This is a genomic window from Cronbergia sp. UHCC 0137 (genome assembly GCF_034932285.1).
Classification (GTDB): domain Bacteria; phylum Cyanobacteriota; class Cyanobacteriia; order Cyanobacteriales; family Nostocaceae; genus Cronbergia.
In genome coordinates, this window is the sequence record NZ_JAYGHC010000017.1 from 98,415 (window position 1) to 119,873 (window position 21,459).

Annotated in this window: 18 protein-coding genes and 1 pseudogene; 16 read left to right on the forward strand and 3 right to left on the reverse strand. The window is 35.5% G+C overall.

Annotated features, from left to right (window positions below; translation table 11 throughout):
* Positions 1 to 105: 105 nt before the first annotated feature.
* A complete protein-coding gene (locus tag VB711_RS10915; protein WP_323285987.1) occupies positions 106 to 1,506 on the reverse strand; it encodes a sugar transferase in 1,401 nt (466 codons plus the stop codon).
* A 688-nt stretch (positions 1,507 to 2,194) separates the two neighbouring features.
* Between VB711_RS10915 and VB711_RS10920 the strand changes: the two genes are divergently transcribed.
* From VB711_RS10920 to VB711_RS10995, 16 genes are all read left to right on the forward strand, one after another.
* Positions 2,195 to 4,387, forward strand: a complete 2,193-nt coding sequence (locus VB711_RS10920) for a GumC family protein (protein WP_323285988.1) — start codon at positions 2,195 to 2,197, stop codon at positions 4,385 to 4,387.
* 87 nt (positions 4,388 to 4,474) lie between these two features.
* Positions 4,475 to 5,794, forward strand: coding sequence for a flippase (locus tag VB711_RS10925; protein WP_323285989.1), 1,320 nt, complete (start codon positions 4,475 to 4,477; stop codon positions 5,792 to 5,794).
* Between the two features lie 30 nt (positions 5,795 to 5,824).
* Positions 5,825 to 6,760: a glycosyltransferase family 2 protein gene (locus VB711_RS10930; protein WP_323285990.1), complete on the forward strand. Its 936-nt coding sequence runs from the start codon at positions 5,825 to 5,827 to the stop codon at positions 6,758 to 6,760.
* Between the two features lie 97 nt (positions 6,761 to 6,857).
* Positions 6,858 to 7,967 carry a polysaccharide pyruvyl transferase family protein gene (locus VB711_RS10935; protein ID WP_323285991.1) on the forward strand — a complete coding sequence of 370 codons (1,110 nt, stop codon included), beginning with the start codon at positions 6,858 to 6,860 and terminating at the stop codon, positions 7,965 to 7,967.
* Between the two features lie 7 nt (positions 7,968 to 7,974).
* Positions 7,975 to 8,589 (forward strand): D-sedoheptulose 7-phosphate isomerase, encoded by a 615-nt coding sequence (gmhA, locus tag VB711_RS10940; protein WP_323285992.1) that lies wholly within the window; start codon positions 7,975 to 7,977, stop codon positions 8,587 to 8,589.
* Between the two features lie 14 nt (positions 8,590 to 8,603).
* Positions 8,604 to 9,836: a glycosyltransferase family 9 protein gene (locus VB711_RS10945; RefSeq protein WP_323285993.1), complete on the forward strand. Its 1,233-nt coding sequence runs from the start codon at positions 8,604 to 8,606 to the stop codon at positions 9,834 to 9,836.
* A gap of 12 nt (positions 9,837 to 9,848) precedes the next feature.
* A complete protein-coding gene (locus VB711_RS10950) occupies positions 9,849 to 10,727 on the forward strand; it encodes a hypothetical protein (RefSeq protein WP_323285994.1) in 879 nt (292 codons plus the stop codon).
* Between the two features lie 26 nt (positions 10,728 to 10,753).
* Complete coding sequence (gene rfaE1, locus VB711_RS10955; protein ID WP_323285995.1) at positions 10,754 to 12,250, forward strand: D-glycero-beta-D-manno-heptose-7-phosphate kinase; 1,497 nt, start codon at positions 10,754 to 10,756, stop codon at positions 12,248 to 12,250.
* A 4-nt stretch (positions 12,251 to 12,254) separates the two neighbouring features.
* Positions 12,255 to 12,785 (forward strand): HAD family hydrolase, encoded by a 531-nt coding sequence (locus VB711_RS10960; RefSeq protein WP_323285996.1) that lies wholly within the window; start codon positions 12,255 to 12,257, stop codon positions 12,783 to 12,785.
* A gap of 215 nt (positions 12,786 to 13,000) precedes the next feature.
* Positions 13,001 to 14,326, forward strand: coding sequence for a hypothetical protein (locus tag VB711_RS10965; RefSeq protein WP_323285997.1), 1,326 nt, complete (start codon positions 13,001 to 13,003; stop codon positions 14,324 to 14,326).
* Between the two features lie 101 nt (positions 14,327 to 14,427).
* Positions 14,428 to 16,041 (forward strand): aldolase catalytic domain-containing protein, encoded by a 1,614-nt coding sequence (locus VB711_RS10970; RefSeq protein WP_323285998.1) that lies wholly within the window; start codon positions 14,428 to 14,430, stop codon positions 16,039 to 16,041.
* Positions 16,042 to 16,051: 10 nt separating this feature from the next.
* Positions 16,052 to 16,804, forward strand: coding sequence for a 3-deoxy-manno-octulosonate cytidylyltransferase (locus VB711_RS10975; RefSeq protein WP_323285999.1), 753 nt, complete (start codon positions 16,052 to 16,054; stop codon positions 16,802 to 16,804).
* The gene (locus VB711_RS10980) at positions 16,788 to 17,498 is read left to right on the forward strand and encodes an HAD family hydrolase (protein WP_323286001.1); all 711 of its coding nucleotides are present in this window, start codon (positions 16,788 to 16,790) and stop codon (positions 17,496 to 17,498) included. The genes VB711_RS10975 and VB711_RS10980 overlap by 17 nt, the downstream gene beginning before the upstream one ends.
* A gap of 208 nt (positions 17,499 to 17,706) precedes the next feature.
* The gene (locus tag VB711_RS10985) at positions 17,707 to 18,459 is read left to right on the forward strand and encodes a glycosyltransferase family 2 protein (RefSeq protein ID WP_323286002.1); all 753 of its coding nucleotides are present in this window, start codon (positions 17,707 to 17,709) and stop codon (positions 18,457 to 18,459) included.
* A 66-nt stretch (positions 18,460 to 18,525) separates the two neighbouring features.
* Positions 18,526 to 19,692, forward strand: a complete 1,167-nt coding sequence (locus VB711_RS10990; protein ID WP_323286003.1) for a polysialyltransferase family glycosyltransferase — start codon at positions 18,526 to 18,528, stop codon at positions 19,690 to 19,692.
* Between the two features lie 186 nt (positions 19,693 to 19,878).
* Positions 19,879 to 20,979 (forward strand): glycosyltransferase family 4 protein, encoded by a 1,101-nt coding sequence (locus VB711_RS10995; protein ID WP_323286004.1) that lies wholly within the window; start codon positions 19,879 to 19,881, stop codon positions 20,977 to 20,979.
* Positions 20,980 to 21,011: 32 nt separating this feature from the next.
* On the opposite strand, the gene VB711_RS11000 is transcribed toward VB711_RS10995, so the two are convergent.
* Positions 21,012 to 21,209, reverse strand: a complete 198-nt coding sequence (locus tag VB711_RS11000; RefSeq protein ID WP_323286006.1) for a hypothetical protein — start codon at positions 21,207 to 21,209, stop codon at positions 21,012 to 21,014.
* A gap of 33 nt (positions 21,210 to 21,242) precedes the next feature.
* Positions 21,243 to 21,459: pseudogene (locus VB711_RS11005) on the reverse strand (hypothetical protein); the annotation flags it as partial.

The following is a 21,459-nucleotide window of genomic DNA, read 5'->3' on the forward strand; positions in this document are numbered from 1 at the left end:
TGATTGGTGATCAAATCTCACATTTTATCCTATTCTTATCCTGTTCATCCTAAAATCCTGGACATCCTGATTCAGACAGTTTCCCTAATTAGCAACTTACATTAACTACTGCACAACTGATCGAATTTTAAAATTACCTATCGCTAAATCCAACCAGAGAGAATAATTCTTGATATAGTACAGGTCGTATGACAGCTTCTGGTAAGCATCCTCTACAGATGCCCCATAGGGATACATTACCTGAGCCCAGCCAGTTATTCCTGGTTTGACTACATAACGCAAATCATAGTAAGGAATTTCTTGACGAAGCTTGACATCAAACTCTGGCCTCTCTGGACGAGGACCAATCAGACTCATTTCCCCCCGGAGAACATTCAAAATCTGTGGGAGTTCATCAACTCTAGTTAAACGTATCCATCTTCCCACACTTGTAATTCGAGGATCTCGCTCATTTGCCCACTGTACACCACGCTTTTCAGCATCTTGATACATTGAACGAAATTTGTAAACTTTAAATGGTTTACCTTCCAACCCTGTTCGCATCTGACTATAAAATACAGGTCCAGGGCTATTCAGCTTAATTGCTAAAGCCGTAACCAGCATGAGTGGAGATAAACATACAAGCAATATCCATGTCAGAGCTATATCTATCACTCGTTTTAGCTTCTGACTAATACTCCCAGATGATAGGTTAAAACCAGATCCAAAAGCTAACCAACTATCTTGAAGCAAAGACGAGGGAATTTTGTACCACAAGGCTTCACAAACATCTGGTGTAGTGTAAATGGAAGTTCCAGATAGACGTAGTTGTATTAACTGTTGAACTTCAGCATCAGATAATTCTATGGAATTAGCTACGACTACTCCTGACCAAGACTGCTGGCTCCATTGTGGCAAGTCGCTGAGGTTGCTTATGTAAACTCGACTGTTTTTAGGTAGTTTATCTATATCTTGATTTGATTCTGCTAATACAGTCAGTCTGCCCCAAGTACAGCGTTCTAAAAAAGTTTCGATAAATTGGATTGATTTTTTTCCTGCCCCTAAAACTAACCATCTAGTTTCTTGCGCGTGCGATCGCACCCACCTAGCAGCCCATAAACGTGAACCTACAGACCAAATAGTGAATATACTTAAACTTGGTGGCAACACTTCCCGATAAAATAGGGAGCTTTGCAAACAAAAGCCAATTATCAAACTTACTATGCCAACAATAGCACAGCTAATAAAAGCCCTGTATGGAGATCTAAAACCAGAAATTTGATTATCAGGATGGTAAGTATCCCCTAGATAAAGCCCCGTGAGAACTAGCAAGGAAAATATATAAACAACTGGATCATTTGTATTACCTAAGCTATTTTGACCTGCATTTAGCCAAAAAGCTAGTCCCAAACTGAAAATTAAACCAAATATATCTCCCAATAAGAGTAAAACAGAGAGAATATTTTGAATCTTATGTAACTTATTCCCAGTTTTACCAAGAGAAAGAGTAAAATCCATTTGCATCATAAAAAAATTGAATCACTGATTAATACTAAAACTCAAGTACCTCAATAACCTTACCGTAGTCCTAACTCAGTTGTAATCTTGACAATCTTTGAGACCCTTACTGAAATACCAGATATCGAAAACCCATCACAACCCATTTAGGAATGGCGTAGATCTCTATCAAATTCGACTGAATAAACCCTGAATTGTGTTAGGAATACGGAAATTCTATTTTTTAACCTTGAGTCACGGACTTTATGAGATTTAATTAATTGACATACTACACTAAATCCAACTACTTTCTATTACTTTTTTGTAATTCTGCACTATGTGGATAATACTTAAAATAGTTAAAATCAACAAAAATGATGATTCATGCCTATATATCGTCAAAAATTATCTAAATAATTAGAGAGATATTTAAAAAAAATATGACTAAAATAATATTAATCAGTAATAATACCAGCCCTATTGAATCTCTTCTGATTAAAAAAAGTTGTCTTTTGGCAATCCATCAGAATAAATCAGTGTAAATACTCATTCTGCTTTTGAGCAAAAGTTGATATGCTCTAACATTATCAATTTGCAAATTAAGAAAAGTAAAATCTAGTTACCTAAGAGTGAGGTGTACAACTAAAACTCTGTAGCTCTTTGTAGTTAAAATATAAATTAAATTAAAACACATCTTCAACGGGGAAACCGCAAAACCATGATTAATAACCAAGAGCAAGATAACATTGATTTACAACAGTATTGGCAGTTTTTCAAAAGGCGTTGGTTGGTAATAACAGCAGTAACATCTTCAGTGTTTTTACTTACTTGTGCATATACTTTTACAAAGCGTCCAGTTTATGAAGTAGAAGCCAAGCTACTTTTCAACAAAAAAAATAATGCTTCAGAGCTTGCTGGCCTTGAGGGCGTTGGGGACTTGACAGGTTTGACCAATCTAAGCAACCCTGTTGATACAGAAGCAGAGGTTATCCGTTCACACCCAATTATTCAGCAAACAATTACTTCTTTAAACCTAAAGGATCGTGATAATCAACCGCTGAGGATAGACACACTACTCAAGGCACTAAAGATCAAGAGTATTCGAGGAACTGATGTGATGGGGATTTCCTACCGCAGCACCAATCCTCAAGAAGCGGCAGACACAGTTAATACTATAATCAAATATTACATCGAAAATAACATAAGTGCTAATCGCTCAGAAGTAAGGGCAGCAAGAGAGTTTTTAAATAGAGAATTACCAGAAGTCGAGAGAAAAGTTTTTAGAGCAGAGATGGCTCTGCGTCGATTTAAAGAAGAAAACCGCGTAGTAGCTTTGGAAGAAGAAGCTAAAGCAGGGGTGACAACACTCACCAGTCTATCCAATGAGATTATGGCATCGGAAGCAAATTTAGTTGCTGCCAATACGCGATCGCAGGTTTTGCAAAATCAAATTCAGTTAAGCTCTCAAGAAGCCTTAACAATCAGTAGCTTAAGTCAATCTTCCTCAGTCCAGCAGGTACTGGAGGAGTATAGAAAGGCGCAAGATGATTTAGCTGTGGCACGAACCCGACTAACAGATGAGCATCCCACCGTGATCAATTTAGCGGATAAAGAGGCAGTTCTTAGGCGGCAATTAGAAGGACGGATTGCCACAACAATTGGTAGTTCTACTTCAGTATCCGAGAAAGATTTACAGATTGGGACAACCAAAGAATCCTTGGCTTTAGATCTAGTTAAAGCCGAGTTAGATAGATTGTCATTGGCAAATAGATTGACCCAGTTACGCAAGGCATTTAAAGTTTACAAAGACAGATTAGAACAACTACCATCATTAGAGCAAAAACAGCTACAACTGGTGCGGCAGCTACAGATAGCACGCACTACTTACGAAGGCTTTTTGAAAAAACTGCAAGAAGCTGAGGTAATAGAAAACCAAAATGTTGGCAATGCACGCATAATAGCTGGAGCTTTAGTTACTGATAAGCCTGTTTCTCCCAGAGTTCCATTGAACCTAGCCTTGGGTGGTTTTATGGGTCTTCTGCTTGGTACCGCCGCTGGACTGATATTGGAAAGTAAGGATAAAACCCTCAAAACAGTTGAAGAAGCTAAGGAGTTGTTGGGTTATCCAATCCTTGCAGTAATTCCATCTGGCAGTAGTAAAGTTAAGGAAGGTGATGAAGATAAGAGTCAAAAATTACCTGTAGTTAACAGCCCCTATTCAAGTCAAACAGTAGCCTTTGAAATGCTCCAGGCTAATTTAGGTTTTACCCTATCTGATAAAGACCTAAAAGTAATCGCAGTAACTAGTACCATGCCTGGTGAAGGTAAATCATTTGTTTCATCTAATTTAGCAGCAGCAGCAGTGCAAATGGGGCGGAGGGTATTGTTGATCGATGCCGATATGCGTCGTCCCCGTCAGCATGAAATTTGGGATATACAAAATCTTCAGGGGTTAAGTAATATTCTAGTGGGTCAGATTGGCTTAGAAAATAGCACCCAAGAAGTACAAGTGAATTTAGATGTACTTAGTGGTGGGAAGGAGCCACCTAACCCCGCAGCACTGCTAGATTCCATGCGACTATCCACCCTCATTGAAGAAGCTAGTGGTATCTATGATTTCATTATCATAGACACACCACCAGTGGGTTTATTTGCAGACGCAATGATTGTCGGTAAATTGGTAGATGGGGTATTAATGGTTGTACGTCCTGGTGAGGTAACTTCACCTGCGGCTGTGACGGCTAAATTAGCTCTAGAACAATCTGGACAAAAAGTTTTAGGAATGGCCATAAATGCTGTAAACTCTGGAGATAGTTCAGGACATTACTACTCCTATTCTTACTCTTCCCAGTATTACAGAAGGTATTACAGAAGTAGTGAAGATTCTGAAAACGGGAAAGTGAAGGCTTGAGAGGGTACTATGCGACAGATTAGATTGATCGCTAGTCTAATCAGGGCTTAACTTAAAACTAAAACCTCCAATGAAGATAAAAGCCTTATGCTAGGTAAATTCAATATTCAGAAGTTATCCCTTCTCAAACCTAGCTCTGGGCTACGTGCTATTATTGCCAATACAGGTTGGCTTTTTGCTGACCGTATTCTGCGTATGGGTATTGGAATATTTGTAAGTATTTGGGTTGCTCGTTACTTGGGAGTGGAGCAGTTTGGTATTTTAAATTATGCCACTGCTTTTGTCGCATTATTTAGTACCCTTTCCACTCTTGGTTTAAATAGCATAGTTATTCGCTCTATTGTTCGTGATCCTGAAAATAGAGAGCAGATTTTAGGGACAACTTTCTGGCTAAAATTATTCGGTGGAGTTGTATCTTTACTATTGTCAGTTGCTACCATTGTTGTAATGCGTCGTGATGACACCTTAACTATTTATTTAGTAAGTATTTTGGCATCTGTAGGGATATTTCAGTCTTTTGACACCATTGACCTCTGGTTTCAGTCTCAGGTAAAGTCCAAACACAGCGTAATAGCCAAAAATACAGCTTTTGCTGTTGCTGCCCTACTAAAAGTATTATTAATCAGCTTTAAAGCCCCGTTACTAGCTTTTGCTTGTGTAACATTGACAGAAGTTAGTTTAGGTGCAGTTGGTTTGATAATTGCCTACAGAATCCAAGGCTATTCACTTAGGTGGTGGTGCTGGAGTATTTCACTAGCTAAGGATTTACTAAAGGAAAGTTGGCCTTTAATATTGTCTGGATTAAGTGTCATGATTTATATGAAAATTGACCAGATTATGTTGGGAGAAATGGTTGGTAATGAAGCTGTAGGTGTTTACTCAGCCGCAGCCCGAATTTCTGAAGTTTGGTATTTCATCCCCATGGCCATTGCCTCTTCAGTTACTCCTTCTATCTTTGCAGCTAAAGAAGTAAGTGAAGCTTTATATTATCGAAGATTAGAACAGTTGCTTAGATTATTGGTTTTGATTTCCATTGTGATTGCCTTGCCAATGTCTTTAATGTCTGGTACATTAATTACAATGCTTTTTGGCAATGGTTATGCCGAAGCCGGAAAGATATTAGCAATACATATTTGGGCTTCTCTGTTTGTATTTATGGGGGTAGCAACATCATCTTGGTTTATTGCAGAAGGATTAAGTGAATTTTCCTTGCGTAGAACCCTAATTGGAGCGATTACAAACATCATCTTAAATTTCCTTTTAATTCCCGGTTATGGTGGAGTTGGTGCTGCGATCGCCACTGTCATATCTCAAGCATTCGCTTCTTTTTTGAGTAACGCATCTCACCCTAAAACTCGAAAAATATTTCACATTCAAGTCAAATCTCTTTTTTGCTTTAGGTTATAGAGCGAGCTTAATTTTAATTTAAAAATAATTATGAAAACTCCAGTTGCATTTATCATATTCAATCGTCCAGATACTACAAAAAGAGTATTTGAAGCCATTCGTCAGGCTAAACCACCTAAGCTCTTAATCATTGCTGATGGATCTCGTACCGATCGCCCTGGTGAATCAGAAAAGTGTGCTATTGCGCGGGCAGTTATTGACGGTGTTGATTGGGAATGTGAGGTATTAAAGAATTATTCAGATGTTAATTTAGGATGTAAGATAAGGGTTTCCAGTGGATTAGATTGGGTATTTTCCGAAGTGGAAGAAGCTATTATCCTTGAAGATGATTGTTTACCTCATCCTAGTTTCTTTCCTTTTTGCGAGGAACTTTTGGAAAAATATAGAAATGATTCACGAATCATGCAGATATGTGGTTCTAATCTCTTAAAGAATCAGTTAAATATTGATGATAGCTATTACTTTTCTAAGTATGGACCTATTTGGGGGTGGGCTTCATGGCGAAGAGCTTGGCAATATTATGATGTAGATATGAAATTATGGACAGAGATTAGAAACGAAAAATTCTACCTAGATTTTTGTCTTAGTAAAGAAGAAGCTTCTCGAAGATTAGACATCTACGATAGACTCAAGGCAAAAAAAATAGATACTTGGGACTATCAGTGGGGCTTTGCTAAGATGATTAACTCAGGTTTGTCTATTATTCCTAATTTAAATTTGATTTCAAATATAGGTTTTAACGAAAATGCAACTCATGTCACTGATAAAAATTCACCATTAGCTAATTTGCCTGTTTATTCAGTCAAATTTCCCTTAAAGTATCCATCATTTGTATTAAGAAATATTCGAGCAGATAAAAGTTACTCGCAACAAGCATTTCCTGAAAAATCTATCATCAGTTCCAGTATTAGTAAATTACGTAGTTTTCAATCAATAATATCTGGGTTAAAAATTGATAAAAGATGAGACAATATTTGCTAGTCATCGTATCAGAGCGAAGTAGGGTAAAGCGACTATTATCAAGTATAGTAGTTCAAACTTAAAATTTCAAGGAAAATCACAAATGAAAGTATCTATTATTACAACCGTTGATCATAATGTTGGTGATGATTTTGTTAGAGAAGGGATAATTTATCTGCTAAAACAAAAATTTACTGGTCAAGATTTGTTTTTTCAGAATATACATAAACACTCGCCTATTACATCTAGATATGGTTTCGAGTGGTTTCGTAATTTACGATTTTCCCGACGTGTCGATAAATACCTACCGTTAGCATTAACACAAGACAGAATCTTAGAAGCTGATTTGCTAGTTCAAAGTGGAGCGCCTGTTTATTGGTCTCATGAAGGTAAAGGAGGAACACATTGTGCGGACAACGAATGGTTTGATCCACTGATTCGTCGTCGCTATAAACTGATTAAAGAACAAGTTGCTTTTATTAATTTAGCAGCAGGTTCTTGTCAGAGATATCACAGTGATGGAAGTGAATTTATCCGCTCTCAAAAAGATGTAGATTATGTGAAAGAACTACAAGGATTAACAAAAATTACTACACTTCGTGACACTCTAGCAAAAAAGATTTTAAATAGTATCAATCTTGATGCTCCAGTGATTCCATGCGCTTCAATTTTTGCTAGAAATAATTTAGGGATAGACCCAGAAATACCTGATTTTGTGGCGTTAAACTATATGCGTGGAGGTGCTCATTATAGTTTTGGTCAAAACACTGATCCTGATCAGTGGGAAAAGACGTTCCGTGAATTTTATTATCAAATAAAAAAACAAGAAAAATGTGTTTTTGTTTGTCATAACCAAGCTGAGGTAAAGGAAGCCAAAAAAATAGACCCTGAAGCAAATATCTTTCTATCGCAGGACTATGTTGACTATGTAAAATTTTACGCAAAGGCAAAATTTGGTATTATGAACCGAGTTCATGGAGCGTTTATGCTTGCAAGTTTTGGTCGCCCATCTTTTGTTATAGGAACAGATTCTAGAGCTTGTATGGCTGAGGAGATTGGCTTACGTCATGCTTTCGTTAATGATGCTGATATGGAGCGTTTAATGCTTGAATATCAATATATGAAGGATGGTGCAAATAGCTTTGAGGAAAGATTCTCTAGTATTAAAGCTAAAGCTTATCAAGATTATCAATCAGCTTTAAATCAATTATAGAAATATTATGAAAAGTAAGCTAGATACCCAGATAACCCCAGCAAGCTATTTGCTTTTGTCACGACATATCCAACACAGTATAGATGAACACTCTTCAGTCATTAATTCTCTATTTAATTACTCAGCAGAAATTGAAGAGATGGCCACTCTTGTAGTAAATACTCTCAAAACAGGTAAGAAGATATTATTAATAGGTAACGGTGGTAGCGCCAGTGATGCTCAACATATAGCTGCGGAGTTAGTAGGAAGATTCTCTAAAGAACGCCGTGGACTACCAGCTATAGCCTTAACAACCGATACCTCAATTTTAACTTCAGTTGGCAATGATTACGGTTATGAACATATTTTTAGTCGTCAAGTTGAAGCGCTGGCTAATACTGATGATTTAGTAATTGGTATCTCCACATCTGGTAATAGCAATAATGTTTTGCAAGCTTTAAAAGCTGCTAAATGTTTAGGGTGTATAACAGCAGCTTTACTAGGTAAAGATGGTGGTCAAATCAAAAATATTGTAGACTTACCATTGATTATTCCATCTGGTAATACAGCCCGAATTCAGGAGGCACACATTTTAATTGGACACATAATCTGTGAGATTGTTGATTTAGTTTTTACCAGTTAATATTTTGAGATGCAATGCTAAAAAATCCTATCTACTCAAATTTGCAGTTTCTAAAATCTGAGATTGCTTGGTTTGCTAGGAAATCAATTGATTTTTTAGTGAGAATAACAGCAAGTAAACGAATTTGTGAAATCAATCAAAAAAAGAAACTTTTAATAATCAGAACTGATACTATCGGTGATTTTGTGATTTTCACAGGTGTACTACAGTATTTTAGAGAAATTTATCCTAGTTCAAACTGGGAAATCACATTACTAGGATCAAAAGAATACAGAATCATAGCTGAGTTTGTCCAATCAGATATCATTAGCCCAGAATCAGTTTTTGATAAATTTATTCCTATAGACAGATTTGCTTTTTCTCGCAACTTAATTTATCGGTTTCAATTTCAAAAAAAGCTTTTACAAAATTTATATTACGATGTAGTTATCTATCCAGTATATTCAAGAAATAGAGATGGAGACCAATTAATGAATATTATTAACTCTCCAGAAAAAATTGCCATAGATGGAGATTGTAGTAACATTCCTTTTAGCGTTAAGCATAGAAATGATAAGACAATATATACCAAAATAATAAAATTAAAAGAAGGCTGGCTATCTGAAGCAGAGAGAAACGTAGATTTTATCAAGCAATTAGGGATAAAAAAATCAATTGATGGTGTTGCACGATGGAAAATTCCATCAGAAATAGTTGAAACATCTATAAATTTAGTAAAAATTAAAGGCATTGAAAGTGATTTTGCGGTTGTTTGTCCGGGAGCTTTTAATAGTTATAGAGTATGGTCTCCTGAAAAAGTTGCTACCGTAATTGATTACCTCTGGTGTAAATACAAAATAACTACTTTAATATGTGGTAGTCCAAAAGAAAAAATCATTTCTCTGGAAATACAAAAAAACTTAAAATCATCCAAGGTAATTTGTCTTTGTGGAAAAACTAATTTAATTCAATTAAGTGCAATAATGTCTTATGCAAAGCTGTGTATTACAATGGATAGTGGACCATCTCACATAGCTGTTGCTGTCAATGCTCCTTTAATTTGTGTTATTGGTGGTGGACATTATAAAAGGTTTTTTCCTTATGGTGATCCTAGTCGCTTTAGAGCAGCAGCTGAAGAATTGGATTGTTTTTATTGCAATTGGAAATGTAAATTTAATACGCCGTTATGTGTAAAAAATATTTCTGTTGAAACGGTCATCAAGGAGATAGAACAATTGATGAATAGGATTTGTAATCAAACAATATAAGGGATAACAAAAATGATGAAAAGATTTTTGAAAAAAGTTATAGATGTTGCTGCTAGATTATTCTGGCGATCACAATATTTAATGGATTCAAAGCCTGTTGAGCAGATTGCGTTAAGTTTGTCTTATAAACAAATGTACCAAAATGGTTATAGTCCATTGGCATTCAAAGATGTTGGGTTTAGAACATATTCTCAACATGAAGAAGATGGAATTCTCCTCTATATATTTTCTCTAATAGGTACAGCTAACAAAAAATGTGTTGAAATTTGTGCCGGCGATGGCATTGAATGTAATGTAGCAAACTTAATTATTAATCACCGATTTATTGGCTTGCTTGTTGATGGACAGATCAACAATATCAACCAGGCAAAACATTTCTATTCTAGACATCCAGACACTAGATACAATCCACCAGTGATTTCCTGCAACTGGGTTACAGTCAAAAATGTTAATGAAATTATTCTAGGAAATGGATTTGAAGGAGAAATAGACTTATTATCTCTAGACATTGACGGCATTGACTACTATTTATGGAAAGAAATTTCTTGTATACGTCCCAGAGTAGTTGTACTAGAATTTAATCATCTTTGGGGATCAGAGGTTGCTGTCACTGTACCTTATGCTGATGATTTTCAGGCAGAGTTTACGGAATATGGTTCTGATTATGCAGGTGCTTCTTTACTAGCTTTTGTAAAATTAGCCAAAGAAAAAGGCTATCGTTTAGTGGGAACTAATGCTATAGCTACAAATGCTTTTTTCATTCGAGAAGATATTTTTCATAGTTGGTTACCAGAAATTGAGCCTTCCATGTGTTTTAATCATCCTCGCGCCCAGTTTGGAATTAAATATCGTTTGCCCAGTGTGAAAAACAAACAGTGGATAGAAGTTTAGCCTAAAATAATACGCAGGATAATTAGATGCTTAATTTTCAATTTCTCAAGAAATCTACTACCAAACAAACTATCAATCATAAATTTCCCAATGTCAAAATAGCAGTTATTGGGGACTTAATGCTAGACCAATATTTGTGGGGTAATGTATCTCGCATTTCTCCAGAAGCTCCTGTACCTGTAGTGAGAGTAGAGCGCAAAACTTGTTCTCTGGGAGGTGCGGGAAATGTTGCTCATAACTTAGTTGCTCTTGGTTGTCAAACTCGGCTGATAGGAGTAGTTGGTCATGATATAGAAGCAGATATTTTAAGAAGAGAAATGCTCTGTTTAAATATCCCTACAGATGGTTTAGTTCCTGATCCAAATCGTCCAACCACGATAAAGAGTAGAGTTATTAGTGGATCACAACAATTAATCCGTCTAGATAATGAATTTACAGGAGCAGTTAACCAAGAAATTGAACAGGATTTGCTTGAACGCAGCATCGCTGAACTTGATCATGTTAATCTGGTAGTTCTGTCAGATTACAGCAAGGGAGTATTGACCGATAATTTTCTCAGGACATTTCTTACCATAGCCAAACAGAAACAGATTCCAGTTTTAGTAGATCCCAAACGTAGTGATTACATTTCATATTTAGGCGCAACCGCCATCACACCTAACCGCGCTGAATCGGAATTAGCTCTCAAACGTCCTTTAGTCAGTGACAGGGACTTTGAAGTTGCTGGTCAGGAATTGCAACAGAAGTATTCTTTAGAAGCTGTATTAATGACACGGAGTGAAAAGGGGATGACTCTGTTTTTACAGAGTAAAGCGTATCATTTCCCTACCCAAGCTAAAGAGGTTTTTGACATCTCAGGTGCTGGAGATGCAGTTATTTCAATTTTGGCCGCCAGTTTATCTGCTGGGTTGTCTTGGACAGAAGCCGTTGAATTATCAAATCTCGGTGCTGGAGTGGCTGTTCAAAAAGTGGGAACTGCCCCTGTCTATAAAGAAGAGTTACTACACATCCTAGAACAGGAAGGTATTAGTAGCACAAATAGTAAAGTTATGCGGCTTCCAGATTTAATACGTCAATTAGCTGCTTGGAAAGCACAAGGAAAGAAAATCGTTTTTACCAATGGCTGCTTTGACTTACTTCATGTTGGTCATGTAGTTTATTTAGAAAAAGCTAAGGCGTTAGGAGATATTTTGATTGTTGGTTTAAATACAGATAATTCTGTTACAAGATTAAAAGGACCAGAACGCCCTCTTGTTGCAGAAGCAGATCGAGCCAGGGTATTAGCATCACTCAGTTTCGTAGATGGTGTTACTTTATTTGAACAAGATACTCCTATTGATTTAATCATGGCGATCAAACCTGATATTCTGGTTAAAGGTGCAGATTATCGGGAGGAGGAAGTTGTTGGCGCTAAGTTTGTTCAGTCATATCAGGGTCAGGTTGTACTAATTCCTTTAGTAGATGATCGTTCTACAACCAAAATTGTGAATAAGATGATTAAAATTGCGCCCATATTGAGTTAAAATTATGAACAAAGCGTTATTTCTGGATAGAGATGGGGTAATTATCAATTATATTCCTTACCTCAGTAAACCAGAACAAGTAGAAATTCCTGAAGGTGCTGGTCAAGCATTGAGACAATGGCAAGATGCAGGCTACTTACTGATCATAATTACCAACCAATCGGGTGTTGGTCGCGGCTATTTTAGCCTTGATGATGTAGCCCAAGTTCATGCCCAAGTTTTTCGCGAGTATCAACAATTTGAGGTAAGTTTTCACGATGTTTTGATTTGTCCTCATCATCCCGATGAGGCTTGCAAATGCCGAAAACCATCACCGTATCTTTTATTACAAGCTGCTAAAAAATATAATGTTGATCTTTCGCAATCTTATTTTATTGGCGATGCTCCCAGTGATTTGGAGTGTGCTATTCAAGCGGGCTGTCATCCGGTGTTACTATTAACTGGCAGAGGAACATCAACGGTCAAGCAAATTGAAAAATACTCGATTGAAGTTACGATTTTTCATGAAATATACGAAACCATCAAATTAATTTAAAATTGCATGGTTACTTGGGTAAATAAATTACTTGTGTACTGGAGGATGAGGAAAGGTTACGGAAGTTAGGCTTTAATGGTCGTGAAAAAGTTGAGAAGAACTTTACTTTAGAAATACAAGCTCAGAATTATCTCTCAGTATATAAAGATATCCACAAGACATAACTTAATTGATATAAAAACAATTTTCGTAAACACATATATCTTAACTAAACAATGAAGCCATTTTTGTTTTTATTATGTATTCCTGTACTATATTTTTACCCAGTCCTTTATCCATCATTTGCTTGCTTTACATCAATTTTTTTCGCTAAGGATAAGCAGTTTGGTTCTGTATCATTATATTTAATTTTTTCATCATGCGTTATAGGTTCTTTGATTTGTGCTACTATCACTCCTCAAAGTGATACAGAAGTTTATATAGTATCTTTTAAAACCGCTTTAGATACAATTAATAGTTATCGTATTAGCTTGAATAGTGGACACGAGCCTCTTTATCAAGTATATGAATATTTTTTAAGGTTTATAATAGGCGATCATGAAAAGATTTTTTTACTTATCACTGCTTTATTATTCAATATATTTTCCACTTTAGGGTTATTAAATATATTTTCTAGAATTAAGAAATTCAAGCTAGGATGTATAGCCATAAGTATATACAATTCTTTAGTCGCTCCGTATCTAGGTGTTCCGCTTTTTTTATTAGCCTCATCACTGTCACTATCTATTATGATTCTAGCAATTAGTTTTTATAAACGAAGAAGGATAATATATCATATATTGTCCTTAATATCTATATTTATTCACTACGGATCTATATCTATTTGGATATTATTTACATTTAGAGACTTTTTTAGAAAAATGATGAATAAGATTACATATAATAATATTTTCATCAAACAAAAACTATTGAACAAGTTATACTTGTTAATATTGCTATTATTATTGTTAGTCGCTACGATTATTCCCCAAGCAATGGTTCTATTCATATACCAATTAGCCAATACTTTTTATACAAGTGGTTTATTCGCTTCTGGTAAACTACTTGTCTTTATAAACAAAGATTCTGATTCTATTGAAAATTTTATATCATTTTCTAGTCCAGTATTTCTTACTCAGATAGCTTTAAGCTGTTTATGTTTTTGGCAAATTAAAAAAGATACAATAATAAATGATAGTAATGATGACACAAAATTGCATGAATTCTTGGAAATTTTAAGGCTACTTGGCAAACTTCAAATAACACTTATTATCATGACTTTACCATTTTCTTTTTTGCCCTATAGATTGGCTTTATTCAATTTCCTTTATTTTCCTTTATGGTTAATTAATATTCCGTTTATCAGTATATCAAACTCAAAAGAAATAAAAAACTACTCAAAGTACATGATATTATTAGCATTGATATCTTTACTTGCTTTTTCTTTTTATAGAATTCCTAAAATTCAAAATAGTGATATAAACGATACCAGGGGTTTGGTAGTCCTTGATAAGAGACCATTAGATTACAACTTAGTTAAGTTGATTGAGTATTTTTATTAAATTTTCTATATATTAGTAATTAATGCAACAAAAATAATATTGAAGAAAGTTTCAATCAAGCAAAAACTATTAAATAGATGAACAATTGTTTAGTTTCAAGAATGAATAATAAAGTTAAACTGATTGACTGCACCCTGCGGGATGGAGGATACTACAATGTGTGGGATTTCAATACCCAACTAATCAAAGAATATCTCCAAGCAATGTCTGCTATTTCGGTCGATTATGTCGAGTTAGGCTTTAGGTCATTTGATAGCAACGGGTTTAAAGGGGGTTGTGCATACACAACTGACAACTTCATCAGTCAGTTTGATATTCCCGATAACCTCAAAATTGGTGTTATGGTTAATGCCAGTGAACTTGTTAAACATCCTGATGGGGTGCTTGATGCGCTTTCCCATTTGTTTAAGCCAGCATCCAAATCCCCAGTTACTTTAGTGCGAATTGCTTGCCACTTCCATGAATTTGCAACTGTGTTGCCAGGTTGTCAATGGCTAAAAGAACAGGGCTATGTGGTCGGTATCAACTTAATGCAAATTGCCGATCGCACTGCAAAAGAAATTACAGATGTGGCTCATCTTGCAAATCAATGTCCTCCAGACGTGCTTTATTTTGCCGATAGCATGGGCAGTATGAACCCTGAACATACGGCTGAGATTATCCACATATTGCAAACAGTTTGGCAGGGTGAGTTAGGGATTCACACCCACGACAATATGGGGCAAGCCTTGGCCAATTCGCTCCGTGCAGTGCAGGAGAATGTAAGCTGGGTTGATGGAACAGTTACGGGTATGGGGCGAGGAGCAGGTAATGTAAAAATTGAATATCTGGCGATCGAGTTAGCACCAATGCGGCAGAATTGCCCTTGTAATATCACACCTTTGATGACGGTTATCGGCAAGTATTTTAGTGTGATGCAGAAACAATATGCTTGGGGAACTAATACATATTATTATCTAGCAGGCAAATATGGTATTCATCCTACCTATATTCAGGAAATGCTGGGTGATGCTCGATATACAGAGGAGGACATTTTAGCGGTTATTGATCACCTAAAGTCTGCGGGAGGCAAAAAGTTTAACCTCAATACATTAGAATCCGCGCGACATTTTTACGTAGGTGAACCCATAGGCACTTGGTCGCCCGTAAGTCTGATTAAAGAACGCGAAGTGTTAATTCTAGGTTCAGGACCTGGCGTTGCACGTCATCAACAGGCTTTAGAAGAATACATTCAAAGTAAGCATCCAGTTGTAATTGCCCTTAACACCCAGAGGCACATTCAAGCAAAGTTAATTGATGTCCGTGCAGCGTGCCACCCGGTACGTTTGCTGGCAGATTGTGTAGAACATTTAACTTTACCTCATCCTCTAGTTACTCCGGCTTCAATGTTACCTGATAGTGTATGCGAAGCACTTGATAGCAAGAAACTACTAGATTTTGGTTTATCTGTGCAGCCAGAGATTTTTCGGTTTGAAACATACTACTGCATTTTGCCTACTTCTATGGTAATTGCCTATGCTTTAGCGATGGCTATAAGTGGTCAGGCATCAAAAATTCTTTTAGCTGGATTTGACGGCTATGAATCTGATGACCCACGAAATGATGAAATGGATAAATTACTGAGCAAATTTACTCAGCTACCAGGTATCCCCTCAATTCAAGCCATAACTCCGACTCGTTATAAAATTACCTCTGTGTCTATATATGCCTTATGAGAAACTACCTATGATTAACTATGTGGTTATAATCCCAGCCCGTTATGAATCGTCTAGGCTACCCGGAAAGCCTTTGATTGATCTCTGTGGATTGCCAATGGTTGTCAGAACCTATCAGCAATGTCTAAAAGCGTTTCCTATGGAGAGAGTTTACGTAGCAACAGATGATATACGCATTCATGAAACTTGCAAGAATTATCAAATTCAAACAATAATGACATCATCAGAGTGTCTAACAGGAACTGATAGAGTTGCTGAATGTGCAAATCAACTTGATGCTGATATTTTTTTGAATGTTCAAGGAGACGAACCAGTTTTCAACCCTAGTGATCTTAAATCTTTGCTTCGTGCAGTGGAATGTTTTCCTAATGACATACTAAATGGTTATTGTGTACTAGATCAGGAGGCAATGTTTAGAAGTGGAAATATTCCCAAGGTTGTTATGCGTTCTGATGGACGATTGCTTTATATGTCACGAGCAGCTATACCATCAACCAAAGAACATGGATTTAAAGCTGCTTTCCGTCAGGTTTGTGCATACGCATTTCCAAAAGCTGCTTTGAACGATTTTGCGAAGCAGTCTCAAAAAACTCCTTTGGAAACTATTGAAGACATAGAAATATTACGTTTTCTTGAATTGGGCTGGGAAGTTCGTATGATCCAAATGTCTAATGTTTCAGTTGCCGTTGATACTTATGAAGATATTAAGCGTGCTGAAGCTGCTATTCAATTTTTAGAAACCCGAAATGAACGTTTCTTTTAATAGCTATATATGTCTAGTTTTTGATTGTGATGGTGTAATTCTAAACTCCAACAAATTAAAAACAGAAGCTTTTTACCAAGCAGCATTACCCTATGGTGAAACTGCTGCTCAAGCCCTAGTCGATTATCATGTTCAAAATGGTGGAATTTCCCGCTATCGCAAGTTCGAGTATTTTCTTGAAAATATTGTAGGAGAATGTAATAAATCTGAAAGATTAGATGACTTGCTTTCAGCTTATGCTTCCTCTGTTAGATCCGGTTTACTGGAGTGTTCAGTTGCCCCAGGACTGGTCAAATTACGCAATCACCTCACTGATACTCGATGGTTAGTTGCGTCAGGAGGGGATCAAGCTGAACTTCGTCAGGTCTTTGCAGCAAAAGGTATTGATCATCTATTTGATGGTGGAATTTTTGGTAGCCCTGACACGAAAGAACATATTCTCCTTCGGGAAAAAGAGCGGGGAAACATTATCACACCTGCTTTATTTTTAGGTGATAGTCGATACGATTACATAGCTGCCAGTCAAGCAGGGTTAGATTTCATTTTTGTATCAGGGTGGAGTGAGATGAAACGATGGCTTGACTTCTGCACGGAATTAAATTTGAATTATATTCAGTCTGTTGATATGTTGACTCCCCTAGTAATAAACTCTATCGTGAATAAAAACAGGGATAATCACACAGGCTTTGCCTAAAATAGCATTTTGTAGGGTGTGTTACTAATGCACCAATTTGATTTAATATATGACAGTGCTTTACAGTGTCGCTAACATACCCAACTGGTTAAGATGTTTTCTAAATTGAAAACCATTCACAGAATCAATCATTCTGTGGAGTTTTTTCTAGAAAAATAAATGTCTAGCAATAGTGAGATAAAATTTACATATCTGGAAACATATTTATATGAACAATTGCCTAATTTCTATAGTAACAATATCAAGAAATGATGTTCAAGGTTTATTGAGAACATTAGAGTCAGTTAAAGGGCAAGATTATGAACATATTGAACATATTATTGTAGACGGTGATTCTAATGATGGAACGAAAGAAATTTTGCAGTCTTATCAACATAGTAAAAATTTTTCTTATGTCTCAGAAGCAGATAATGGCATATCAAGTGCCTTTAATAAAGGTATAGATAGGAGTACAGGCGATTTAATCTTTTTTTTAAATTCTGGTGACTTGTTTTTTTCAAATAGTATAGTTTCTGAGGTAGTTAATAGCTATTTAAAACATGAGTGGAAATGTGCAGTTGGTAGTAGAATTGTATTTGTAAAAGGAGAAGAGTTTATGTATACCCCACCAAAACTGCCATCAAGTTTTCTCAAATACTTTATGTTTTTGCCTCATCAGGCTTTCTTTTGTGAAACCAACTTACACAGGAACTACAAATTTGATGAATCTCTCAAACATTCTATGGATTATGATGTATTTATTAGGATGCTGGGAGGTGTAGAAATATTTTATCTACCTGTAACGGTGGCAAAATCTGCACCAGCAGGTGCTTCAAAGGGAGGTATAGCAGAACAGTCACAAATACGCAGTAAGTACGCTACTAGGCTTTTTGATAAGTTCATCATAAATATTCTCAATAGACTATTACTTTTAAAGACATTTTTCAAAATCAGGTCTCCTTTTGCAATCAAGTTTAAATAGGCTGGTGTGAGTAAAATTTTTGTGCGGTAAATAACATAAATACTGAATTATAGTGAGACGTAAGAAATGCCTAACTTTTCGTTCTTCGACCTTCATCTTGCTAGCCACACTAGACATCCAGCATCAATAGCTCATGCTATTGAAAATTTGTGTCCTGGTAATAAATATCAATTTATTTATGAGGAAAAAAATGGTGCTTCTGAAAAAGAAATCTTGAAAAAATTACCAGTCAATTCAGAAATTATTTATAGTGGATTCCCAAGTAGAACAAATATTAATCATAAATTAACTAGATTTAAGCCAGATGCCCTAATAGTCATGGCTCAAAGGATTCCTGATTCAGCATATGTAAGTATTGCCAAAACATTGAATATAAAAACTTTTATGTTCCAGCATGGTCTTTATATTCCATTCACTAAAAGAGAACCATCACTTTTTTTTAAAAAATTTGTAAAAAGTTTGCGATATATAATATGTGTATTAACAATAGCTGAAACCATTAAAGAGGATAAAATCAAATACTTACAATACTACATTAAGAATTTAGTTTCTGGTCAAAACATAACTGGTTTAATTGATAAAGACAAAATTAATGTAGATAAAGTTCTAGTATATGGCAATTTTTGGAAAGAATACCATCATCAACTATTTGGATATTCAGACGAGTCTCAATACGTAATTGGGTATCCAGACTTAATTAAAGTTAAAGATATTAGTAGTCTTCCTCAAGAAAACTCAATTTGTTATATTGCTCAAACCTTAGTGGAAGATGGTAGACTCTCTAGAGATATATTTTTAGACTTTATTAAAATTTTGTCTTCGTGTATATCAAATGATAAAAAAATATATATAAAACTGCACCCAAGAAGTGATTTATCCTTATACAAGCAGTTGAAAGAATTTAATAAAGCGGAATTTTGCAATAATAACATTCCTCATTGTACCCATTATATAGGTCATTATTCAACCTTGGTGGCAGTGATAGCAATGGTAAATACAAATGTGCTGTTGTGGAATTTTGAAGGTCATGAAATCCCTTCATATTTTGCAGATATTTGCAGAGTAAAAACTGCTGATGTTAAAGAGTTAGTTGATTTTATCAATAACTATGCTATCCTAGAAAACGAGTATGAAAACAATTTAAAATCTCAGTTCCAAAACTTTTTCTATTTTGATGGTGAAGATCCATTGCAAAAAACTGCAAAAATTATCTTAAATAGTGTAAAACGCTAAAATCCGATTTCCATAGTAAGTGTAGAAAGTTGTCTCACTTTACAGAATAATTCTAAATCTCCAAATCAGTACAACTTTCCATCTATAAGTGAGTTGCACTGGGAAGAAGTATAGTAATACTCAGAACTGTAGTTGTCAAAATTACTTAACTACTGGGCAGAAAAGGCTGTTAAATGCACAGAAATTATGAACAAATTAATTTTAATTGCTTTCAACGCTAAAATAGGAATGAAACTTATTTTGGATAGTTATCGAGTAAATTTTTCCCAATATTTCAATCTGTATGTACTGACTGACAAAGAATACGCAAAAGCTGTTATTGATCCCCAAATATTTGGTATTTCTGAATCTAGTAACCATATTCGCATGGCTCTAGATGTATTTAATATATTCAAAATAATTAAGATTATTTCTATAATAGCCAAGGAAAAAAAACTGATCATATATTTTGTTTCTGCTCATCCCCTTAATGTTATAACAGCATTTGCAGCTCGAATAATTAATTTATTACCTCATATTGAGTTAACAACAATTTCACATATTCATGATGTCACACCACACGCAAATACTAAAAATGGATTTTTTATAGATTTTTTTCAAAAGATTCAGGTGAGTTTATCTGATAGTATAACGGTCTATGGTAATTACCTTAAATTATCAGCGAAAAGACATTTCTCTCTGGCTGATTCTAAAATATTTTCTTATTTACATGGAGTAAATAGAACTATTCATAGAAATACTTTACCAGAATCCAAAACTCAGAAAAAGTTTGTTAGCCTGATAGGTAGAATTGATAAATATAAAGGTATAGATATTTTTTTGGACATAATAGCAATGCTGGAAGATCAACTTGATTGTGAATTTCTTCTTGCTGGTTATGGAGATTTATCACCGTATGACGAAAAAATCAAAAAGTTAAAAAAATTAAATGTTGTTAATAGATTTCTTTCAGATGATGAAATGGATGAAATGCTATTATCATCTTATATATTAGTATTACCATACATTGATGCTTCGCAAAGTGGAATGATTCCAGTTGCATATTATAATGCTTGTCCTGTCTTAGTTTCTGATGTAGGTGGATTACCTGAAATGGTTAAACATGGGGAAACAGGGTTTATAAGTCCAGCTGGAGATGTGGATGTATTTACTGAATATGTTAAATTAGTGGTTTCTGATTCAGAACTTAGAAATTCTCTATCAAAAAACGGGTTTGAATTTTATAGAAGTTATTTACTATGGGATAAAATTATCAGAGATGTTGCTTCTTACATAAATTCACTGTGATAAAAACTAACATAATGTAATGTGGATTTAGATTAAAAGTGCGATCGCCAAAATTGTGCAGCGAATTTCATGCGGTTAGAATCACCACCCAATACAAAAATTGCTTGAGGGACGGGGGTTTGGTAAAAGGCGATCGCTATTCTCAGAGGAATAACACTAGATAAGCCCAAGGCGATCGCTAAAACGAGCCAGATCAATCTATACTTGCCTTTTCTAAACATACTACCCATGGCGAACTGCTTGCAGCAGTGCTTACGCGATCGCTATTGAAATCGGGCTAACAACTGCTCGCGAGATAAACTAGACAACTGCAACAGCAAAGTAGTATATTCCTGGGATGTTAAATTTAATACTGGTTGAACAACTGCCGCTAATTGCTTGTCTATAAAGCCAAATCGCGCTAAAAGCAGGTTTTCTACTATTTGTCGTCTTTCCTGTTCTTTACCTATCTCCTTACCTATTTCCTTACCGCGCTCTAGT